This window comes from Streptomyces sp. NPDC055955, from assembly GCF_042270245.1.
Classification (GTDB): Bacteria; Actinomycetota; Actinomycetes; order Streptomycetales; family Streptomycetaceae; genus Streptomyces.
In genome coordinates this window covers 77,236-93,878 of sequence record NZ_JBHJYS010000009.1, presented here as the reverse complement: position 1 = coordinate 93,878, position 16,643 = coordinate 77,236, and the positions used below count along the sequence as shown (strand labels likewise).

15 protein-coding genes are annotated in these 16,643 nt (G+C 72.3%); 6 read left to right on the top strand and 9 right to left on the bottom strand.

All coding sequences use genetic code 11. The features are described 5' to 3' along the window. Positions 1-35 precede the first annotated feature (35 nt). The 3 genes from ACFC96_RS19735 to ACFC96_RS19725 all read right to left on the bottom strand — a co-directional run bounded on the left by ACFC96_RS19735 (position 36) and on the right by ACFC96_RS19725 (position 1,719). On the bottom strand, positions 36-695 hold the full coding sequence (locus ACFC96_RS19735; protein ID WP_376255695.1) for a DUF5063 domain-containing protein: 660 nt from the start codon (positions 693-695) through the stop codon (positions 36-38). Further along, positions 688-1,287, bottom strand: coding sequence for a recombination mediator RecR (gene recR, locus ACFC96_RS19730; RefSeq protein ID WP_116511760.1), 600 nt, complete (start codon positions 1,285-1,287; stop codon positions 688-690). Before recR ends, ACFC96_RS19735 begins: the two co-directional genes overlap by 8 nt. Positions 1,288-1,377: 90 nt before the next feature. Continuing rightward, positions 1,378-1,719, bottom strand: a complete 342-nt coding sequence (locus tag ACFC96_RS19725) for a YbaB/EbfC family nucleoid-associated protein (RefSeq protein WP_362901186.1) — start codon at positions 1,717-1,719, stop codon at positions 1,378-1,380. Between the two features lie 269 nt (positions 1,720-1,988). On the opposite strand from ACFC96_RS19725, the gene ACFC96_RS19720 reads away from it, so the two are divergent. Beyond that, complete coding sequence (locus tag ACFC96_RS19720; RefSeq protein WP_376613353.1) at positions 1,989-2,750, top strand: SLATT domain-containing protein; 762 nt, start codon at positions 1,989-1,991, stop codon at positions 2,748-2,750. Positions 2,751-2,934: 184 nt separating this feature from the next. On the opposite strand, the gene ACFC96_RS19715 is transcribed toward ACFC96_RS19720, so the two are convergent. From ACFC96_RS19715 to ACFC96_RS19695, 5 genes are all read right to left on the bottom strand, one after another. Beyond that, the gene (locus ACFC96_RS19715) at positions 2,935-3,585 is read right to left on the bottom strand and encodes a hypothetical protein (RefSeq protein WP_376255691.1); all 651 of its coding nucleotides are present in this window, start codon (positions 3,583-3,585) and stop codon (positions 2,935-2,937) included. 68 nt (positions 3,586-3,653) lie between these two features. Further along, positions 3,654-6,143 (bottom strand): dolichyl-phosphate beta-glucosyltransferase, encoded by a 2,490-nt coding sequence (locus ACFC96_RS19710; RefSeq protein WP_376613352.1) that lies wholly within the window; start codon positions 6,141-6,143, stop codon positions 3,654-3,656. Then, the gene (locus tag ACFC96_RS19705; protein WP_376613350.1) at positions 6,140-6,826 is read right to left on the bottom strand and encodes a GntR family transcriptional regulator; all 687 of its coding nucleotides are present in this window, start codon (positions 6,824-6,826) and stop codon (positions 6,140-6,142) included. Before ACFC96_RS19705 ends, ACFC96_RS19710 begins: the two co-directional genes overlap by 4 nt. 101 nt (positions 6,827-6,927) lie before the next feature. Beyond that, on the bottom strand, positions 6,928-8,283 hold the full coding sequence (locus ACFC96_RS19700; RefSeq protein ID WP_326711943.1) for an aspartate aminotransferase family protein: 1,356 nt from the start codon (positions 8,281-8,283) through the stop codon (positions 6,928-6,930). Between the two features lie 63 nt (positions 8,284-8,346). Continuing rightward, positions 8,347-9,189: a VTC domain-containing protein gene (locus tag ACFC96_RS19695; protein ID WP_376613348.1), complete on the bottom strand. Its 843-nt coding sequence runs from the start codon at positions 9,187-9,189 to the stop codon at positions 8,347-8,349. Positions 9,190-9,436: 247 nt separating this feature from the next. Here ACFC96_RS19695 and ACFC96_RS19690 point away from each other — a divergent pair, with 247 nt between their 5' ends. The 4 genes from ACFC96_RS19690 to ACFC96_RS19675 all read left to right on the top strand — a co-directional run bounded on the left by ACFC96_RS19690 (position 9,437) and on the right by ACFC96_RS19675 (position 14,211). Beyond that, the gene (locus ACFC96_RS19690) at positions 9,437-10,054 is read left to right on the top strand and encodes a DJ-1/PfpI family protein (RefSeq protein ID WP_376613346.1); all 618 of its coding nucleotides are present in this window, start codon (positions 9,437-9,439) and stop codon (positions 10,052-10,054) included. Continuing rightward, complete coding sequence (locus ACFC96_RS19685; RefSeq protein ID WP_376613344.1) at positions 10,051-10,509, top strand: MarR family winged helix-turn-helix transcriptional regulator; 459 nt, start codon at positions 10,051-10,053, stop codon at positions 10,507-10,509. The genes ACFC96_RS19690 and ACFC96_RS19685 overlap by 4 nt, the downstream gene beginning before the upstream one ends. A 128-nt stretch (positions 10,510-10,637) precedes the next feature. Beyond that, positions 10,638-12,515 carry a serine/threonine-protein kinase gene (locus ACFC96_RS19680; RefSeq protein ID WP_376613341.1) on the top strand — a complete coding sequence of 626 codons (1,878 nt, stop codon included), beginning with the start codon at positions 10,638-10,640 and terminating at the stop codon, positions 12,513-12,515. A gap of 142 nt (positions 12,516-12,657) precedes the next feature. Continuing rightward, complete coding sequence (locus tag ACFC96_RS19675) at positions 12,658-14,211, top strand: substrate-binding domain-containing protein (protein ID WP_376255679.1); 1,554 nt, start codon at positions 12,658-12,660, stop codon at positions 14,209-14,211. 159 nt (positions 14,212-14,370) lie between these two features. On the opposite strand, the gene ACFC96_RS19670 is transcribed toward ACFC96_RS19675, so the two are convergent. After that, positions 14,371-15,654, bottom strand: coding sequence for an adenylosuccinate synthase (locus tag ACFC96_RS19670; RefSeq protein WP_266672685.1), 1,284 nt, complete (start codon positions 15,652-15,654; stop codon positions 14,371-14,373). A 161-nt stretch (positions 15,655-15,815) separates the two neighbouring features. On the opposite strand from ACFC96_RS19670, the gene ACFC96_RS19665 reads away from it, so the two are divergent. Beyond that, positions 15,816-16,637, top strand: coding sequence for a diacylglycerol kinase (locus ACFC96_RS19665; RefSeq protein WP_376255678.1), 822 nt, complete (start codon positions 15,816-15,818; stop codon positions 16,635-16,637). Positions 16,638-16,643: the final 6 nt, after the last annotated feature.

Genomic DNA, 16,643 nt, shown 5'->3' with positions numbered 1-16,643 from the left:
GTTCGTTTCACCGGTGAGCACCCACGGGGCGGGGGTCATTTCACCGTACGGAGCCCCAGCGGACCCGCGATCTCCTCCGCCATGACCTTGCCCGCGGCCTCGGCGAGGGCGTCCTCGGCGAGGTCCTCGTCGGTGTCGAGGCCGTCCAGGTCGTCCAGCGGTTGGTTGAGGCGGACGTGCGCGACCAGTGACTGGAGCGCGCGCAGCGCGCCGGAGGCCGTGGAGCCCCAGTTCGAGAAGTAGGAGAACTGCCACCACCACAGGGCCTCGGTGGTGCGGCCCGCGCGGTAGTGCGCCATGCCGTGGCGCAGGTCGGCCATGACGTCGGCCAGGTCGTCCGAGATCCGGCAGGCGACCGGCGCCTTGCGGGGCTCGTACGGGTCGAAGACCTCGGAGTAGACGTCGATCGGCTCCAGGAGCGTGGCGAGCTTCTGGCGCAGGTCGTCGACGTCCGGCTCGGGGCCGAGATCGGGCTCGTAGCGCTCGTCGGGGACGATGTCCTCGTGCGCGCCGAGCCGGCCGCCCGCGAGGAGCAGCTGGGAGACCTCGAGGAGCAGGAAGGGCACGGCCGAGTCCGGCTCGTCGCCCTTCGCCACCTCGGCGACCGCGACGAGGAAGGACTCGACCTGGTCCGAGATCTGGACCGCGAAGTCGTCCGGATGGTCCTTGACGGTGTTCAGCGTGGCGTCAGACATCTAGGAGTCGTCTCCCCTCGAAGGCGCGGCCGAGCGTGACCTCGTCCGCGTATTCCAGGTCGCCCCCGACCGGGAGCCCGCTGGCCAGGCGGGTGACCTTGAGGCCCATCGGCTTGATCATGCGGGCGAGGTACGTCGCCGTGGCCTCGCCCTCCAGGTTCGGGTCCGTGGCCAGGATCAGCTCGGTGACCGTGCCGTCGGCGAGGCGGGCGAGGAGTTCCCTTATCCGCAGGTCGTCCGGGCCGACGCCCTCGATGGGGCTGATCGCCCCGCCGAGCACGTGGTACTTGCCCCGGAACTCGCGGGTCCGCTCGATCGCGACGACGTCCTTGGGCTCCTCGACGACGCAGATCACCGTCAGGTCGCGGCGCGGGTCGCGGCAGATGTTGCACAGCTCCTCCTGCGCCACATTGCCGCAGGTCGCGCAGAAGCGGACCTTCGCCTTGACCTCCATCAGGGCCTGCGCGAGACGCCGTACGTCCGTCGGCTCCGCCTGCAGGATGTGGAAGGCGATCCGCTGCGCGCTCTTGGGACCGACGCCCGGCAGCCTGCCGAGCTCGTCGATGAGGTCCTGGACCACGCCTTCGTACACGGAGTGCCTTCCGACTTCTGCTGGATGGTGCTGTGCCGCTGAGCATGCCAGCCGCCGAGTAGTACGTACGTTAGTTGCGGTGGGGCTTCCTTAGAAGGGAAGCCCCGGGATGCCTCCGCCGCCCAGGCCCTGGGCCAGCGGGCCGAGCTTCTGCTGCTGGAGGGTCTGCGCGTTCTCGTTCGCCGCCTGGACCGCCGCGACGACCAGGTCGGCGAGGGTCTCGGTGTCCTCGGGGTCGACCGCCTTCGGGTCGATGACGAGGCCGCGCAGCTCACCGGAGCCCGTCACCGTCGCCTTGACCAGACCGCCGCCGGCCTGGCCCTCGACCTCGGTGCGGCCCAGCTCCTCCTGGGCCTTGGCGAGATCCTGCTGCATCTTCTGGGCCTGCTGGAGCAGCTGCTGCATATTGGGCTGGCCACCACCGGGAATCACGATTCAGCTCCTGTTGCGTCCTGTTTCGACCTGCGACCACGGGCGGGTTCTCCGCCCTGGAACGAGCCTACGTGGTCGGGGTGTCGCCCGCCCCGGCACCTTTCGCTGCACTCTTTCGAGTGAGACAGGCTCCCTGCCTATACCTGATCAAGACCCACTTCCGGGCGGAAATACCGCGAAAACGGGTCCTTGGCCACCCATTGGGCGGTAGGAAGATGCTCTGCACATGAGCCCCATCCGTGACCAGGACGAGTCGTAGGGAGTGCCGGGTGAGCCAGCCGGAGATGCAGCCCGAGGGACCGCCTCAGGAGGAGCGGGGCGCCCGGGGCGAGCGCAGTGACGGCACGGGTGACGCGGTGCGGCCGGGCGACCTGACCGGGCGGACGTTCCCCGTCGGAGACTGGGGCGAGCCCGCCGAGCGGCTCGACGAGCTCTACCGGTGGGTGGAACGCGGGGCCCTCGACACGGCGCACTGGTATCTGGTCGACCGGGTGTGGAAGCGGCGCGGGGCGCGGGCGCTGCGGGGCGGCGCGGTCGCCGGTGCCGTGGCGGGGGCGGCGCTCCCGCTGCTCGATCTGACCGGGGCGCTCGGCGGGGTCGCACCCTGGGGGTATCTGGCGTTGCTGCTCGCGGTGGCGTGCGTGGCCTGCGACCGGTACTTCGGGCTCACGTCGGGCTGGATAAGGGACGTGGCCACGGCCCAGGCGGTGCAGAGGCGGCTTCAGGCGCTCCAGTTCGACTGGGCGTCGGAGAGCGTGCGGGAGGTGCTCGGCCCGACGGAGGGCACGGCCAGTGAGGCCGCCGAGCGGTGCCTGTCGGTGCTGCGGCGCTTCACGGACGACGTGACGGAGCTGGTGCGGTCGGAGACGGCGGACTGGATGGTGGAGTTCCGCTCGGGTCCCGCGCCGCTGGTGATGCAGTCCTCCGTGGCCCCGGGCACCCGCCCCGTGGAGCCGCCGCCGGGCCGCTTCCCGCTCCCCCCGGGCGCCCGCCCGAACATGCCCCGCCAGCGCCCGCCCGAGCCGCGCTGAGCGCCCCTCGCCGAGGGGCCGGCCGGGGGCGAGCCGCCCGTGGCCGACCGTCCGTGCGTCGTGGCCGGTCGCACCGTTCCCCGCACCCGTTCCGGGCGCGAACCTCCCGGCACCCCGCGCCGGCGGCCTGCCGGAAGAGGGCCTCGTCGAGGCCCCTGTCCACGGCTCGGGCACGGGGTTCCGGTCAGCTGAAGATGATCATGGAACCCTGGGCCAGGCTCCGGGTCGCGGCCGCGTGCAGACCGAGCCAGACATGACGTTCACGGGCGAAGGGGCTGTCGTCGAGGGGGGCCGGAGCCGCCGGTTCCTCCAGGGCCGTGGGGCCCTCCGGCGGGACCGGGGGCGCCGGCGGGTTGGCCGGGTCTATACCGATCGACCGGGCCACGTACTCCAGTTCCCGCAGGAGCGCATGGGAGGAGCCGAGGGGGCCGCCGCCGGCGAGGAGTTCGTCGTCGGACAGCGGGCTCGGGAAGTCCACGGGGACGTACGCGCCCGCGTGGTCGTAGTGCCAGACCAGGTGCGACTGCTGGGCCGTCGTCTCGAACATCTCCAGGAGCTGCTCGTAGTCGCCGCCCAGTTCGTCGACCGGCGTGACGGCGAGGCCGCACATCTGGAGGAGGTACGCGCGGCGCAGGAAGTGCAGCGCGTCGTAGTCGAAGCCGGCGACGGGGGCCACGTCACCGGAGAGTCCCGGCATGTACGAGTAGACCGGGACCGGTGGCAGTCCTGCCTCGTGCAACGCCTTGTCGTAGAGCGCGAGTTCCTCGGCGAAGGGGTTGTCGGGGCTGTGGCACAGCACATCGACGAGCGGGACCAGCCACAGGTCACAGGCCAAGGCGACTCCTCCGGTGATGAAGGCCGTAATGAAAGGCGGAAAGGCAGCGTAATGCGCGGGGAGCCGGTTCAGCTCCCCCTCTGCACATTGCTCAGATCCCAGATCCATACGCCTCCGGTCCACATACCGGCCCTGCCGACCAGCTGGTCGACCGTCGCCCGCAGCACCCCGTCGTTCTGCTGCGGGGCGAGCACGAGGACGCCGGCGTGCCAGTACGCGAAGTCGCGGCGGGCCTGGGCGCGCCACGCGTCGGTGATCTCGGGGGCCCGGCCCGAGTAGCGGATGTCGCGCAGCAGGTTGGAGGTCCAGCGGGGCGAGGCACCGTAGATGCCGACGTGATCGGGGCCGTAGGGGCCGTTGAAGTAGCCGCCGGGCAGACGGAAGCCGAGGCCGGCCTCGGTCTGCCAGTGCAGGGCCTCCGCGTTGCCCGGGTCGGGCAGCGGCACCGGCACGAGGCTCTCGCCGGGGCCGACGTACCGCCTCCAGGTGCCGTCGGCCACGAACGCCGGGACATCGACCCGCTCGACCGCCCTGAGCGGCGCCGGGACGATCGGCACGAGCGCCGCGGCGACCGCCGCGAAGCCGACGAGCCGGTACGGGACCCGCGCCGCGGCGAGCCGGTCCAGCGCGAGGGCGAGCAGCATCCCGAGCGCGGGCGCGCACACCATCGCCACCCGTGACTCGATGACCGACTCGAACAGAGGCCGGTGAGCGAGCAGCGCCCACGGGCCCGGCAGCACGACGTCGGTCAGCGGGATGCGGAACTTCGGGCCGAGCGAGAGCAGGGCCGCGGCGACCGCCGTGAACGCGAGCGCCTTCACGGCGGCGCTGCGCCACAGCCGTACGACGATCGCGAAGGCGAGTGCGACGAGCGGCCAGCCGTAGAAGGCGTTCTGCTCGGTCGGGTTGAGGGCGAGCGCGGCGGCGCGCTCGCGGGAGCCGGCGAGGGAGCGCTCGGCGAAGGAGAGGAGGGCGAGGGGGCTGTTGCCCGCGTTGTCGCCGTGCAGCACGCTCTTGTAGCTCTGCGGGCCGAGGAACTGCCAGTACAGGGGGAAGGCGACGAGTGGCAGCGCGACCGCGGCGGCGACCCCGAGCCCGCGCAGGAGCGGGCGCCACACGGCCTTCGCCACGTCCCTGCGCACGACGGCGTAGGCGAGCGCGAACAGCACGATGCCCAGGGCGGCGAGCAGGAGCGGTTCCTCGCCGAGGAAGATCTGGTACGTCGCGAAGAGGCCGAGGACGACGCCGTCGTGCACCACGCGCTTGCCCTCGCACAGCCGCAGCGCCCGCTCGATGATCAGCGGGATCATGAACAGGACGACGAAGTTCGGGTGCGCGTGCGCGTGGCTGACCATCGGGGGCGCGAACGCGGCGAGGAGCGCGCCGGTCGCGGCGGCCCACCGGGTCCGTACGAGCCGTTTCAGGATCAGCCGGTACCAGGCGAACGCGGTGACGGCCAGGCCGCCCGTCATCGCCACGTTCAGGGCGACGGCGGGGCCGAAGAGCCAGGTCACGGGGGCGAGCGGGACGGTCAGGCCCAGCATCGCGGTGTTGGCCATCAGGTTCACGCCGTCCGGGAAGCCCTGGAGCGTCGTGAACAAGGGGTTGTGGAGGTGGCGGACGCTGTCCGCCGTCACCGCGAAGAACCACTCCCACTGGTTCTGGTCCTGGAGGGAGTCGGGGAGGTAGCGGTGCGCGGGCGCCGCCCAGCGGCCCGAGTACAGGGCGACGGACAGGACGAGGAAGAGGGCCGCCACGAGGAGGTGGCCCTTCGGCACCGCGCGTGCCCTGAGCGTCACCAGCTCGGCCAGGACCCGTATGTAGTCGAAGGGGCGGACCTTCGAGCCCGCCTGGTGCGACCACCGCACGGGCACCTCGGCGACCGGCCAGCCGGAGCGGCGGAAGTACATCAGTATCTCCACGTCGATGCCCCAGCCGTCCAGGCGTGCCGCGGCGAACGCGGCGCGGGCCCGGTCGCCGTCGAAGAGCTTGAAGCCGCACTGGGTGTCCCTGATGCCGGGGACGCTCGTCGCGCGGATCAGGAAGTTGCCGGTGCGGCCGAGGAGTTCGCGCAGCCGGTGCTGGTGGCGGGCGATCGTCGCGCCGGGTCTGGCGCGGGAGCCGATCGCCGCCGCGTGGCCCTCGCCGAGCGCCTTGTCGAGGGCTTCCAGCTCCTCGATGGGCGCGGCGAGGTCGGCGTCGGTGACCAGGACGCGGCGGCCGCGGGAGGCGAGGACGCCCTGGCGCAGGGCGTGGCCCTTGCCGCGGTTGCGGGGGCTCCGGACGAGCCGGATGCGGGGGGTGCGGCCGGGACCCTCGGGGGCGGCCGCGGCGGCGCGCTCCGCGATCTCGGCGGTGCGGTCGGTGGAGCCGTCGTCCACGACGACGATCTCCCAGTCGCCCCACCGGTTCCCGCCGTCACTGTCGTCCAGGTACGCGGTGACCGCGTCCAGCGTGGGCCCGAGCCGGTGCTCCTCGTTGTACGCGGGGACGACGACGGTGAGGTCCACGACGCCCGCCCGCGCGGCGACGGGACGATCGGTCCGTTCCGTGCTCACCGCTTCGCCAGCCGCTCGACGAGGGCGAGGGAGTCCGCGTTGTACGCGGTGACGATGTCCTGCGCGGCGCGGGCGTCCCGGTCCACGAGCGCGTCGACGAGACCACAGTGCCCGGACCAGAGGTGACCCCTGAGGTCGTCCGCACGGCGCAGGTGCGGGACCGCGCACATCCACGACTGGACGCGCAGGCGGTGGAAGAAGTCGGAGAGGTACGGGTTCCCGAACAGGGCACTGAGCTCGCGCCAGAACCGGAGGTCGTAGCCGATCAGCACGTTCAGGTCGCCGGCCGCGGCCGCGCGGGCGGCCTCCTCGCCGCGGCGCCGGACCCCGGCGAGGGCGGCGGGGGTGGCGTGGTGCGCGTCGGCGTTCGCGACGAGACCGCGGAAGATGCCGTCCGTGACGAGGCTGCGGGCCTCGATCATGCCGCGGTAGTCGGCGAGCGAGTACTCGTGGACCGCGAAGCCGCGATGCTGGGCGGAGTCCAGGAGCCCCTGCCCGGACAGGTCGACCAGGGCCTCACGGACCGGGGTCGCGGAGACGCCGTACTGCTCGGCGATCTCCTTGACCGTGAACTCCTGGCCCGGTTCGAGCCGCCCCGCGAGGATCTCGTCGCGCAGGGCGTCGGCGATCTGCTGGCGCAGCGTGCTGCGCTGGACGGCAGCTCCGCCGTCGGTTCCGGGCACGTGGTGTCCCTCCCCCGTAGTGCGTCGTCAGCTGGTGACGCTGTTCCTGGTCAGCTGGTCAGCCTACGCACTACGGGGAGCGACACGGAGTACCCGTTTCGCTACGCCGTGTAGCCGTCCGCCACGGTCAGCGCCTCGTCGAGAGCGGCGAGACCTTCCTTGGCCTCGGCCTCCGTGACATTGCACGGCGGGACCACGTGGGTGCGGTTCATGTTGATGAAGGGCCACAGACCGTTCTTCTTGGCGGCGGCGCCGAAGGCGGCCATCGGCGCGTTCGCCGCACCCGCCGCGTTGTACGGGGTCAGCGGCTCGCGAGTGGCCTTGTCCTTCACCAGCTCCAGGGCCCAGAACATGCCGAGTCCGCGGACCTCGCCCACCGACGGGTGGCGCTCGGCCAGCTCGCGCAGCGCCGGGCCGATCAGCGTCTCGCCGAGGTGGGCGGCGTTCTCGACGACCCGCTCCTCCTCCATGACGTTGATGGTCGCGACGGCCGCGGCGCAGGCCAGCGGGTGCCCGGAGTAGGTGAGGCCGCCCGGGTAGGGGCGCTTGCCGAACGTGTCGGCGATGGCGCCGGAGATGGCGACGCCGCCGAGCGGGACGTAGCCCGAGTTCACGCCCTTGGCGAAGGTCATCAGGTCGGGCACGACGTCGTAGTGGTCCGCGGCGAACCACTTGCCGGTGCGCCCGAAGCCCGCCATGACCTCGTCGAGGATGAACACGATGCCGTGCCGGTCGCACAGCTCGCGCACGCCCTGGAGGTAGCCGGGCGGCGGCGTCATGATGCCGGCGGTGCCGGGCACGGTCTCCAGGATGATCGCGGCGATCGTGGCCGGACCCTCGAAGGCGATGGTGTCCTCGAGGTGCTGGAGCGCGCGCTCGCACTCCTGCTGCTCGGTCTCCGAGTAGAACGGGGAGCGGTACAGGAACGGCGCCCAGAAGTGGACGACGCCCGCCGCGCCCTGGTCGCTCGGCCAGCGGCGCGGGTCGCCGGTCAGGTTGATCGCGGTGGAGGTGGCGCCGTGGTAGGAGCGGTAGGCGGAGAGCACCTTGTGGCGGCCCGTGTGCAGACGGGCCATGCGGGTGGCGTTCTCCACCGCCTCGGCGCCGCCGTTGGTGAAGAAGATCTTGTCCAGGTCGCCGGGGGTCCGCTCGGCGATGAGGCGTGCGGCCTCGGAGCGGGCCTCCACGGCGAACGCGGGCGCGAAGGTCGTGAGGGAGGCGGCCTGCTCCTGGATCGCGGCGACGACCTTCGGGTGCTGGTACCCGATGTTCGTGAAGACGAGGCCGGAGGTGAAGTCGAGGTAGCGGTTGCCGTCGTAGTCCCAGAAGTACGAGCCTTCGGCGCCGGCGACGGCGAGCGGGTCGATGAGCTCCTGTGCGGACCAGGAGTGGAACACGTGCGCACGGTCCGCGGCCTTGACGGCAGCGCCGACCTGGGGATTCGGCTGAGGGGTCATGGGCCCGAGGGTAAATGTCCGCATGGTGGAAGGACCATCGGCGTCCTGTCTGTGGGACGGCCGCTAACCCGACACACTGTCGCCCTCGCCGGGAGGCACCGCCCCGGGGAACAGGGTCCGCACCGCGCCCTCCCACGGTCCGGCCGCCAGCTCGGGCCGCAGCGCGGCGAGCCCTCCGCAGTACTTGCCGAACGCGACGGGGGCCACCCCGAACCGCGCGAGGAGCCGGTCCGCGTCCGTCCGCCGCCCCGGCGCGCCCGCCTTGGTCTCCACGAGCACGGACCCGCCGTCCGCCCGCACCGCGCGCCCCTGGCCCGCTTCGCGCACGACGAGCCCGGCGTCGCAGGTGAGCCGCTGCCCGTCGGCCACGAACGTCGCGCGCCGGTACTCAGTGACGACACGGGCGGCCAGCTCCTCGGGCGCCCCGATGCCGTACGTACCGCGCAGGAGCGCGGTGACGAAGGCGCGCCGGGTGTCGTCGAGGGGGTGGTCGCCCTCGCCCATCGGGGTCCGGTGCTTGACCGTCCCGCCGTCCGCGCAGCGCACCTTGAGCTCCAACTGCCGCTTCCCGCTGTCCTCGTAGAGCCGCTCCCGGATGCCGAAGCGGGGCGCGCGTCCCTGCGCGTGGTCGTGGAACGTGCGCAGGGCGGGGGTGTCGTAGTGCGTCGAGCGGTATCCGAACCAGCGGCGGCCGCCGACGGACAGGGAGCGGTAGGGGCCGCCCGGCCTGCGGGGGTCGGTGAGCAGGGCGGCGAAGTCCTGGAAGAGCTCGACGGGGACGAGATAGCTGTGGCCGTGGTGGCGCAGCGGCGGGGCCTCGGTGTCGGCCGCGTCCAGTCCGACGGGACGGGCGGCGAGCGCGGCGCGCGCGAGGGCGCGGACGGCGACTGGCGTCCTGTTCAGCACACGGTCTCCTCGGTCGGGGGAGGTCGTAGACGTGAAGGGGTACGTCGTGACGTGGTCGTCGTGGTTCGTTGCGGTTCGTCGTGAAGTACTACGTGCCGGATCGCAAGATCGTTCCGATTGACGGAAACAAATTTCCACGGGACGGCCGGGTGCGCGCGGAGCATGGTTGACAGCATTCTGTCGCCATGGCAGCATGCTGTCATAAAAGTAGGAGCCGTGACAGGTACCCGAGGTTCTGGAGGACGCCATGACCGCCGGCCGCACCGAGAAGCCCGTACACCTCGCCGTCTACGACACGCTCGCCGACTGGGAGTCGGGGCACGCCACCGCGCACCTGGCCCGTGGCGGCTACCCGATCCGCACCGTCGCGCTCGACGCCGGGCGGGCCGTCACCACCATCGGCGGCGTGCGCATCCAGCCCGACCTGGCCCTCGACGAACTGCGCCCCGAGGACAGCTCGCTGCTGATCCTCACCGGCGCCGACCTCTGGGACGCCGGCGACGACCTCGCGCCCTTCGCCCGCAAGGCCCGCGCCTTCCTCGACGCGGGAGTGCCGGTCGCCGCGATCTGCGGGGCCACCGCCGGACTCGCGCGCGAGGGCCTGCTCGACGACCGGGCGCACACCAGCGCCGTCCCCCTGTACCTCGACGCCACCGGCTACAAGGGCGGCGAGCGCTACGTCGACGCGGACGCCGTGACGGACGGCGGCCTGATCACCGCCGGGCCGACCGAACCGGTCGCGTTCGCGCGCGAAGTCCTCGGCGCGCTCGGGGTGTTCGAGGGCGAGCTGCTCGACGCCTGGTATCGCCTGTTCCACGACTCGGACGTGACGGCGTACGAGTCCCTCCAGGGAGCGCGGGAGTGAGCAGGGCGCGCCAGGACCTGCTGAGCCGGACCGCGCTCGGCGTCTTCCGGCTCAACGGCCAGTTCCTGTCCGTCTCCGAGGAGCTGTCACGGCCCGCGGGGCTCACCGCCGCCCGGTGGCAGGTGCTCGGCGCGGTCCTGACCGAGCCGCTGCCCGTCGCCGGCATCGCGCGCGTCATGGGCATCACCCGTCAGAGCGTGCAGCGCGTGGCCGATCTGCTCGTCGCCCAGGGCCTCGCCGCGTACGAGCCGAACCCGGCGCACCGGCGCGCCAAGCTCCTGGCCCCCACCGAGGAGGGCCGCGCGGCGATCGCGCGGATCGGCCCCGGCCACGCGGCCCTCGCGGACCGCCTCGCGGCGGCGCTCGGCGAGGACGAACTCGCCGCGACGGTGCGGATGCTCGAACGGCTGTCGGCGGCACTGGACGAGGTGGCGGATCACCCCGAGGACCACTGAAGGGATCACTCGACGGCCCGACCCGCGGCCCACCCTGTTACGGAACCGTAGACGCCGCCCCGTCCCCAGTGTCACAACCTCCCACTATTCTCGGGATGTTGGTCACACATGGGGGAGGGTGGCGCGACATGGAGAAGCTGGGGGCGGGAGATCCGCAGCGCATCGGTGCGTACCGGCTGCTGGCGCGGCTCGGGGCGGGCGGGATGGGCCAGGTCTATCTGGCGCGCTCGGACCGCGGGCGCACGGTCGCGGTCAAGCTGGTGCGCCAGGAGCTCGCCGAGCAGGAGGAGTTCCGGAACCGGTTCCGGCTCGAGGTCCGGGCCGCACGGCAGGTCGGCGGGGAGTGGACCGCGCCGGTCCTCGACGCGGACACCGAGGCGGACATCCCCTGGGTGGCCACAGGTTACGTGGCGGGGCCCTCGCTGCAGACGGTCGTCTCGCACGACCACGGCGCGCTGCCCGAGCGCTCCGTGCGGATCCTCGCGGCGGGCCTCACGCACGCGCTCAAGGACATCCACACCGCGGGCCTCATCCACCGCGACCTGAAGCCGTCGAACGTCCTGGTGACGATCGACGGGCCCCGCGTCATCGACTTCGGCATCGCCCGCGCCCTGGAGACCGTGACGGACGGCGGCCTCACGAGAACGGGCGCCCTCGTGGGCTCGCCCGGCTTCATGGCCCCCGAGCAGGTGCGCGGCGACCGGATCACCCCGGCCTGCGACGTGTTCTGCCTCGGCTCGGTCCTCGCCTACGCGGCGTCGGGCGCGCTGCCGTTCGGCACGGCCAACAGCGGGGTGCACGCCCTGATGTTCCGTATCGCCCAGGAGGAACCCGACCTCGAAGGGCTCCCGGAGGGCCTTCAGGAACTCGTACGGGACTGTCTGCACAAGGACCCCGCGGCCCGCCCCACCCTGGACCAGCTTCTGGAGCGGACCGGCGCCGAGGACACGCTCGGCGACGGCGGACGCACGCGTGACCCGTGGCTGCCGGGCGCCCTCGTCGCCCAACTGGGACGGCACGCCGTGCAGTTGCTGGACGCGGAGGACCCCGACGGCGCGACCGGGGCGAGCTCCGGGAAGCCGCCCGTCCTCTCCAAGGAGAAGCCCGCACCCGCGCCACCCGCCGCGCCCGCGGAGACCGGCGACGGCGAGCCGACCCCTCCCCCGCCCGGCAAGCCCGGCGGTACCCCCGTCAACCACCTCCCGACGATGGTCTCCCCTTCCGGCCCGTCGGCCCCCGCGCTCCCGCCGGCGGCCCCGCCCGCCTCAGCCGCCTACGGGTATCCGCATGCGCATCCCCAGGCACCCGTCTACGGCTATCCGCAGCAGGGCGGCTGGGGCGGGACGCCGCCCTACGGCCCCGCCGCCACACCCCCGTACGGCCCCGGCGTCGTCCCCATCGGCGCGCCGCAGCCGGAGCCGCGGCGCAGCGGGCGCTCCACGGCCGCGCTGATCGTGGTGGCGCTCGTCGTGGCGCTCGGCGCGGGCGGATCGGTGTACGCGCTGATGAAGGACGACGGCAAGCCGGCCTCCCAGAGCGAGGACTCCAAGCAGCCGGCGTCCGGTGCCCCCACGAGTCAGGGCCCGTCGACGGGCGGGCCCAGCTCGCAGGACCCCCGGACCTCGCAGCCGCCCGAGTCCTCCGAACCGCCCGCGGGCGGGGACGTGCCCCCCGAGTTCCTCGGCACCTGGACCGCCTCGATCGACAACGCCACGGGCCACAACACCCGCCGTCTGACCATTGGGCAGGGCAGCCCCGGGGACACGGTCCTGTCGATGACGGCGGACGGACCGCTCAAGGGCGGCGGCACGTACCACTGCGTGTTCCAGGGCGCGCTGGTGTCGGCCTCCGGCGGGACGCTGAGCATCGGCGCCACCGATGTCGTCTCCGGCCCCTCCGGTTCGTGCAGTCCGGGCAAGCCGAGCACGGTCGAGGTGATCTCGTCGGGCGAGCTGCGCCGCACGATGAACAACGGCGACGAGCTGACGTACAGCAAGAGCGGCTGAACACCTCGTCCGCTGGGCCGAGTTGAACGGAAGGGTGTCGTCCGGCGAACATCCGCCGAAGCGCCCGCCGTTCCGCCCCCGGGCCGCCGCCCGCCTCGTACGGTGACCGCACGATCAAGTCGGTCACCCGTGCGAGGGGCTCATGAGCTGGTTCGACGTCGACGTCGTGATGGGTGGCGCCGGTGTGCTCATCGGCATCGCGTCCATCGCCGCGCCCGTGTGGATCGACCGCCGCGCCCCGCGCCGCAAACGAATCGGCTACCGCAAGCAGATGGACACCGTCATAGGCGGCAGCAACCGCGCGGGCGCCAGCAACGTACGGCTCGGACTCTTCGACGAGATGCCCGAGATGTCCGACGCGACGCTCGTTCTGCTGCGCATCGAGAACGACGGCTCGGTGCCCATCGGCCGGGACGACTACACGGACTCGTCACCGCACCACGGCCTGACCGCCGTGTTCGAGGACCGCACCGTCCGGGGCGTGGCCGTCACGCTGCCGCCCGAGGCGGAGCACCTGATGGGCCACTTCGACCAGGGCCCGGGACTGGTCAGTTCGGGCAGCGCGCTGCGCATCCCACGGGTGCCGCTCAACCCCGGCGCGTACTACAAGCTCCTCGTCCTGCTCACCGGCGGCCCGGTCGACAGCGACACCACCGTCCAGGGCGATGTCGAGGGCGGCGAGCTGCACGAGAACCACAGCGTCACGCCCGACGAGAAACCCCCCGTGTTCGGCGTCTGGGCACGCCGGGTGACCGGTCTCCTGAGCGCCTTCGTCATCGCGCTCGCGGCCCTCGCCCTGTGGCCCGACACCCCGCCGCCGCCCGACTACTGCGAGAAGGGCACGCTCACGGTCACCGGCTCGACGGCGTTCGCGCCGGTCGCCGAGGAGCTGAAGCAGAAGTACGAGGAGCACTGCCCGGACGTGACGATCACGGTCAGCGCCCACGGCAGCCAGACCGGCGTACGGGAACTCGCCCTCGGGGGCGCGCAGGGAACGGGCGCCCCCGGACAGCCGGCCAAGGGATCGCCGGCCGTGGTCGCCTTCTCCGACGGACCGCGCCCCGCGAGCTACACCCAGCTCAGCGAGAACCACGTCGCCGTCTCCCTCTTCACCCTCGTCGTCAACGACCGGGTCCGGCTGAGGAACCTGCGGGTCGCCGACGTGCGCCGTCTCTACCGCGGTGAGATCCGCTCCTGGGCCCAGCTCGGCGGCCCCGACCTGCCCGTCGTCCTGGTCAGCCGCACCTCGGGCTCCGGCACCCGGCGCGCTCTCCAGGACCGGGTCCTCGCCGGCGGCGAGGAGCCCCGCACCTCGTCGGACGACTGCACCGACAGGACGGTGCGGTCGGTACCCGTGCTGCGCTGCGAACTCGACTCCACCGACCAGGTCCTGGACGCCGTAGCCCGTGTCCCCGGGGCGCTCGGCTACAGCGAACTGCGCGCCGCCACCGAGCTGAAGGGCCTGCACCGCCTCTCCCTCGACGGCCACGCGCCGGACATCGACCACATCGAGTCGAGCGGCTACCCGTACCGCGAGATCGAGTTCGCCTACACCTACGGGCGCCCGCCCGCCGACTCCCTCGCCTCCAGCTTCCTGGCCTACGCGATCCGCGGCCCCGGCCAGGACATCGTCCGCACCCACGGCCATCTGCCGTGCGGGACGCCGGTGGGGCTGCGGATCTGTGGAAGGGAGTGACGGCCCGACGGGCGCGGTGTCGCTCTCGCCCTCGGCGGTGGGCGTGTCCACGGCCGGCACACCGCAGTTCGGCTCGGTCTTCGGAGGCTGACCGCACACACGACGGCGCCCCGGCCCGCCGAAGCGGACCGGGGCGCCTGCTGTTCCGGGGCGCGGGGCCTAGAGGAACGAGTTGACCTCGATGGTCTCGGTGCGGCCGGGGCCGACGCCGATCGCGGAGATCGGGGCGCCCGACATCTCCTCCAGGGCCTTCACGTAGGCCTGCGCGTTCTTCGGCAGGTCGGAGAAGGTCTTGGCCTTGGTGATGTCCTCGGACCAGCCCGGCAGGTACTCGTAGACCGGCTTCGCGTGGTGGAAGTCGGACTGGGAGTAAGGGAGTTCCTCGACGCGCTTGCCGTCGATCTCGTAGGCGACGCAGACCGGGATCTGCTCCCAGCCGGTGAGCACGTCGAGCTTGGTGAGGAAGAAGTCGGTCAGGCCGTTCACGCGGGTCGCGTAGCGGGCGATGACCGCGTCGAACCAGCCGCAGCGCCGGTCACGGCCGGTGGTGACACCGCGCTCGCCACCGATGCGGCGCAGCGCCTCGCCGTCCTCGTCGAACAGCTCGGTCGGGAACGGGCCCGCGCCGACACGGGTCGTGTACGCCTTGAGGATGCCGATGACGCGGCTGATCTTCGTCGGGCCGACGCCCGCACCCGTGCAGGCGCCGCCCGCGGTCGGGTTCGACGACGTCACGAAGGGATACGTGCCGTGGTCGATGTCGAGCAGCGTGCCCTGGCCGCCCTCGAAGAGGACGACCTTGTCGTCGTCGAGGGCCTTGTTCAGGATCAGGGTGGTGTCGGCGACGTAGCCCTTGATCTGCTCCGCGTAGCCGAGCAGCTCCTCGACGACCTGCTCCGCCTCGATGGCGCGCCGGTTGAAGACCTTGGTGAGGAGCTGGTTCTTGCCCTCGAGCGCCGCTTCGACCTTCTGGGTGAGGATCGACTCGTCGTAGAGGTCCTGGACGCGGATGCCGACGCGGTTGATCTTGTCCGCGTAGGTCGGGCCGATACCGCGGCCGGTGGTGCCGATCTTGCGCTTGCCGAGGAAGCGTTCCGTCACCTTGTCGACGGTCACGTTGTACGGCGTGATGATGTGCGCGTTGCCGCTGAGCAGCAGCTTCGACGTGTCGACGCCGCGCTCGTTCAGTCCACTCAGCTCGGAGAGCAGGACCGACGGGTCGACGACGACACCGTTTCCGATGACCGGCGTGCACTCCGGCGAGAGGATCCCGGAAGGGAGGAGGTGGAGCGCATACTTCTGGTCGCCTACGACGACCGTGTGACCGGCGTTGTTGCCGCCCTGGTAGCGCACCACATAGTCCACGGATCCACCGAGCAGGTCGGTGGCCTTTCCCTTGCCTTCGTCACCCCACTGAGCACCGAGCAGCACAAGTGCGGGCACAGGCGTACACCCCTTCCGGGCGGGGCAAGACCAAGGTCAGGGGCCGTAGCCGCCTGTATGGGTGTGCCTTGGTGTGCCCCGGAATAGACGAAGCCCCTGGCGCAATAGCGCAAGGGGCTCTTGCACCAAGATGCTACCCGAGGAAGCGAGGCAGGACCGAGGTGGCGGCTTTTGACCAGCTACTGGTGGTCGTCGATCCGGTCGCCCGGCGTGCGGACGGCGAGTCGGTACGCATCGCGAAGGACGTGCTCGGCGCCGGTGCGACGGTGAAGGTGTGCCTGCCGGACGGGCCGGAGGAATTCGCGAAGGCGCTGGTCAGAAGAGGTTCCCGGCGGCCGGTGGTGATCGGGGACGACCGGGCGCTGCTGCGCGCGGTGGCCCTGCTGCACCGCGAGCGCGAGCTGGCGGGTTCCGTTCTCTCGTTCGTCCCGGTCGGGGCGAGTCTCTCGCTGGCGCGCTCCCTCGGCGTGCCGACCGACGCGGTGGCGGGGGCGCGGGCGGCCCTGGAAGGGGTCGAGCGGCGGCTCGATCTGCTCGTCGACGACTCCGACGGGGTGGTGCTCGGGGATCTGCGGATCCCTCCCGTGGCACATCCGGCGGCACTGGGCTCCGATCCCGCGCATCACTGGCTGCGCACCTGCCAGTCCCTCGTCCGCACGCTCGCCGCGCGACCGCCGCGCCTGACGGCGCCCGCGCCGGGGCCGCAGCGGCTGCGGGTCGAGGCGGACGGGGTGACGCTGGTCGATCTGGACCGGCCGGTCGAGGGCGTGAGCGTGGCCCCGGACACCGCGGGCCGGGCCAGCGTCGAGGTGCGACCGTCCTCGGTGGGCGCGGAGGCGGGGCCCCTGCGGGTCCTCGCGCGGTCGGTGACGGTGTCGGGGCCGGACTTCCGCTATCGCGCGGACCAGGTGGTGGGCGGCCCCGTACGCACCCGCACGTGGACGGTACGGGCGGGTGCGTGGGGGCTGACACTGCCGAAGTGACGTGCC

What these genes read in the sequence shown, in the direction of transcription:
- ACFC96_RS19690 (WP_376613346.1), top strand. Translation starts at nt 9,437, where the DNA reads ATGACCGCCGGCCGCACCGAGAAGCCCGTACACCTCGCCGTCTACGAC.
- ACFC96_RS19735 (WP_376255695.1), bottom strand. Translation starts at nt 695, where the DNA reads ATGTCTGACGCCACGCTGAACACCGTCAAGGACCATCCGGACGACTTC.
- ACFC96_RS19700 (WP_326711943.1), bottom strand. Translation starts at nt 8,283, where the DNA reads ATGACCCCTCAGCCGAATCCCCAGGTCGGCGCTGCCGTCAAGGCCGCG.
- ACFC96_RS19680 (WP_376613341.1), top strand. Translation starts at nt 10,638, where the DNA reads ATGGAGAAGCTGGGGGCGGGAGATCCGCAGCGCATCGGTGCGTACCGG.
- ACFC96_RS19675 (WP_376255679.1), top strand. Translation starts at nt 12,658, where the DNA reads ATGAGCTGGTTCGACGTCGACGTCGTGATGGGTGGCGCCGGTGTGCTC.